The sequence below is a fragment of the Synechococcus sp. R6-7 genome, from assembly GCF_047461695.1.
Taxonomy (GTDB): Bacteria; Cyanobacteriota; Cyanobacteriia; order Thermostichales; family Thermostichaceae; genus Thermostichus.
In genome coordinates this window covers 1-3,819 of the sequence record NZ_JANSHS010000373.1, presented here as the reverse complement: position 1 = coordinate 3,819, position 3,819 = coordinate 1, and the positions used below count along the sequence as shown (strand labels likewise).

The 3,819-nt window shown below is 59.5% G+C and carries 2 protein-coding genes, 1 tRNA gene and 1 pseudogene; 1 reads left to right on the top strand and 3 read right to left on the bottom strand.

Going from position 1 to position 3,819, the window contains the following annotated elements; genetic code table 11:
- A partial coding sequence (locus NW815_RS10990) for an HHL1-like protein (protein ID WP_414416007.1) occupies positions 1-385 on the bottom strand: 385 nt, incomplete at its 3' end.
- A 143-nt stretch (positions 386-528) separates the two neighbouring features.
- On the opposite strand from NW815_RS10990, the gene NW815_RS10985 reads away from it, so the two are divergent.
- Positions 529-602, top strand: a tRNA-Pro gene (locus NW815_RS10985).
- A 42-nt stretch (positions 603-644) separates the two neighbouring features.
- Here NW815_RS10985 and NW815_RS10980 read toward each other — a convergent pair.
- Together NW815_RS10980 and NW815_RS10975 are read right to left on the bottom strand one after the other, a co-directional pair.
- Positions 645-3,236: a DUF3536 domain-containing protein gene (locus NW815_RS10980; protein ID WP_414390023.1), complete on the bottom strand. Its 2,592-nt coding sequence runs from the start codon at positions 3,234-3,236 to the stop codon at positions 645-647.
- A gap of 295 nt (positions 3,237-3,531) precedes the next feature.
- Positions 3,532-3,819 (bottom strand): annotated as a pseudogene (locus tag NW815_RS10975) (phospho-N-acetylmuramoyl-pentapeptide-transferase); the annotation flags it as partial.

Here is a 3,819-nt window from a genome sequence, read left to right as displayed (position 1 = left end):
GGGGTGAAGGCTGGGGACGGATCGCCACCTGGATCGGCTCGTCTTGGAAGTCCTTGTCCTTGAGGCGAAACCCAAACTCCAGGTCATCTTTCACCTTGCCGAGACGGGGAAACAGCCTGACGGCTGCTTTTTTGAGTTCTTCCTCATTTTGGAAAATGGCCTGGTGAATGGCGCTGGAACGCCCCACTGCCAGGGATCCCACCGGCAGCCAAGGATTGGGCTGGCCAGGCGCGGGCTGGCGACGGCGGGCAAAGATGTTGAACTCCGGCATCCCCTTGGCTTTCAGCTCGTCGTACCGTTTGGCGGCTTCCTTACGCTTGGCAGTGTTGGAGCTGGCCGGTTTTTTCTCAGGCTTGGATTTGCGAAAACCCTTAGACGGATTCATACTTGGGCTGACGAGAGGGGGGATTTTTGCAGCTTAGCGCAGATCGGATCCCCTTCTCTGCTGGGGATCCCTTGTCCTCATTGTCCGTAGCCGGCGTGCTATACTTGTTGAGCTTCGGCGGGTGGTTAGAGGGGCCCGTCAGTCGGGATGTAGCGCAGCTTGGTAGCGCACTTCGTTCGGGACGAAGGGGTCGCAGGTTCGAATCCTGTCATCCCGATGGCTTTAAAGTTCACTGAGCTCTCAACTTAATCTTGGGGGTTTAATTTTGGGGGTGTAGGTGACGCAGCCAGGCATTGACGTTGACCCGAATTCGCTGCCCAACCTGTAAGAGGCGGTGCAGGTTTTCGGCAGAAATGTCTCGGCAGTCTTCTTGGGGCCAAGCTGGGCAACGCGGGCCAATTTGACGCTCCAGCGCTGTCAGATAGAGCTCTTGCAGGCGATCCAAGTTGATGGGCAGGCGCAGGTCTGCAGCCAATTGCAGCCATTCTTCCAGGTTGTAGAGCTGTTCGCCGAAGGTCTCCGGCTCAAAAGCGTGGGCAAGGTGCCACATCCCCCGCTGTAGGAGCCGATCCAGAACCCGGGCTGCCTCTTCCCGCCGCAACTGACACCCCAACTGCTCGGCCTCGCGCACAATTGCCCGCAATTCCAGCAGGTGATCCCGCTTGCCCTCTTCCATTTCCATTGCCCGCAAACTGCTCAACAGGCGTTGGTTGAGGGTGATCTGAGCGGCAGCCAACAACTCTTCCGGGATCGGCAGGCCGTCGGCCCGAAAGGCCATCAAGACCCCGTAATTGTCCAGGTAGGTTTGGCGGTAGAGCTGGGCCAGGCGGTCTAGGGTATCTTGAGTGAGCCAGCGCATCATCTGCTGCCGATCTTCGTCGTCGAGGGCGTTCAAGTCGAAGGTTTCCGGCCCAAATAGGTCTTGCAGGGTCAGGATCATCTGTATCCGGCTGTGGGATCCGGCCAGCAGCCGCGCTTTTATCTGCTCGTAGATGCGCCGCCCAGCAAACGGCTTGACGCCACATTGAAAGTCCCAGCCGCCGAGGTGGAGCACGGCGTAGATTAGATCGTGCTCTTCGCGGGTGGTGGGAAAAGTGAGCTTCACCCGCCCGATAGCCAGTGTCGACCCGCCTATCGTCAGGCGCTCTTGATCCACTTGATCCAGCACATATCCTTGGGAACGGGGGATCCCGTTAAACAGGGAAAACATGGCGTGCTGAGCCACCAGCCGTTGCGGGCTGATCAAGCTGGGGCGCACCAAGGCGCAATAGACCCCCTTGCCGTCTCTGTAGAGGTCGAGGTTGCTGGGGGCCTTGCTCAGGCGCTGCAAAAACTCCTCTTCTAGGTTGACATCCGCCACTGCTGCTGCCAACTGGATAGCCCGTGCCGCGTAACGCAGGATCTGCACCCCTTCAGGACGGGATAGCTCCTCGAAAAACCAGCCACAACTGGTGAACATCAACTGGCTGTAGCGCTGCATCTCCAACAGGCGCAGCACTTGCACCCGATCTTCGGCGGTGAGGCGGTGGCTCTGGTGCTCCTGCAAAAAGGCATCACAGCGCTCCCGATCCAAAATCACCTCGATGTAACGATCCCGCGCCAGCCAGGGATCCCGCAGGTAGGCTCTGGCCTCCGTCTCGTAGATCTCGGCCAGCTGATCCCGCAGCCAGTTGAGGGCGTCCCGCAGCGGTTGCCGCCAGCGTTGGTGCCACCCTCCCACCGCTCCGCAGCCACAGTCTCGCGACCACCGTCCTACTCCGTGGGCGCAGCTCCAGGCGGTGACCGGTTTCAGTTGCACCTCCCAAGTGGGGGGATGTTGGCTGAGAAAATGGCTGTAGTTGCCCACCTGCCAGCCCCGGCGGGGAAATTCCTCGCAAAAGGCATAGGCCAGCGTGCGTTCTACACCCCGCTTGTGGTGGCCAAAAGTCTCGCCATCGGTGGCACAGTTGATCAGATAGGCTTCCCCCTCTTTGTCCGGGCGCAGAGCGGAACGGATCCGCTCCGCCAGAGAGTGGGTGCTGTAGACGATATCCCCAAAGCCCAAGTCACGGGAAATGGGGCCATCGAAAAAGAAAATATCCAAGTACCCCTCCCGATCGGGGGTAAAGCAGCGGTAGGGCCGACGGGGATCGATCTGGCCTTGGCTGACATCGATCCACTCCGTTTGTCCCAAGGGGCGAATGCGCTGCGCTTGGCTGGGGGCCAAAATGACGAAGCGGATCCCACATTCGACCAAGGCCGTGACCGTTGCTGCATCAATGGCGGTTTCGGCCAGCCACATCCCCTGGGGATGGCGCCCAAAGCGGTGTTGGAAATCGGCAATTCCCCAGCGGATCTGGGTGTACTTGTCTCGCTCGTTGGCCAGGGGCAGGATGACGTGGTTGTAGACTTGGGCGATGGCATTGCCATGACCCTCCAGCCGCTCAGCGCTGAGACGGTCGCCGGCCAAAATGCGCTGGTAAACTTCAATGTCATGCTCCTCTAGCCAAGAGAGGAGAGTAGGGCCGAAGTTAAAGCTCAAGAATTCATAGTTGTTGACAATACGCACCACCCGTCCTTGGTCGTCCAGAACGCGGGCAAAGGCGTTGGGGCGGTAACATTCCGCCCAAATGCGCTCGTTCCAGTCGTGAAAGGGGCTGGCGCTCGGCTGTCGCTGAATGCGGTTGAGGCAGGGATCCTCCCGAGGCGGCTGATAAAAATGGCCGTGCAACACCACGTACGGCCGCGCAGAGGAAAGCTCAGCAGCACCTGCCGGAGAAGGAGCCGCTTGCATCGGCGGGTCGGAGACCAAATCGCTGTGCCCTGACTGTGCCGCTGGCCTATCGGAATTTTTGGAGCCACTCGGCATCATGAGATTACACTCCTTTTAGAGGCCTCCAACTGGGTTACAGGGGAAGGCAATGTTAACTTAAGTTCATATCCATACGTTACAGCGATCCCCGATCTGCAACGGTGAATGTAAAAGATTCAGTTGGAAATTTGACAGGGAACAAACATCGGTCAGTAATCTTTGCGTTTTCCTCACAACAGAAGGGATCCTGGGACTTAGCGGGTGGGGGCCGATCTGCCGGTGGCCATTTCCCACGCCGAACAACCCGTTTGAGGTCAGGCCCCCATTGGAATCCCGGTGGATCCCCAGCTCGAACTCACATTCCGGTCCAGTGCCACCAGGCCCAGCCCAGCCCCACCAGCAGCGCCGTTATCCCATAGAGGGATCCCACCACCTGCACCTCCGACCAGCCCCCCAGCTCCAGATGGTGGTGCAAGGGCGACATGCGCAACAGCCGTCTGCCTGTGCCGGTTTTGCGTTTGGTGTATTGGAAGTAGCCCACCTGCAGCATCACCGACAGCGCCTCTGCCACCAGCACTCCCCCCATCAGGGCCAAGGCCCAGAGCTGATCCCCCAGCAGCGCCAACCCGGCCAGAGCACCCCC

What these genes read in the sequence shown, in the direction of transcription:
- NW815_RS10980 (WP_414390023.1), bottom strand. Translation starts at nt 3,236, where the DNA reads ATGATGCCGAGTGGCTCCAAAAATTCCGATAGGCCAGCGGCACAGTCA.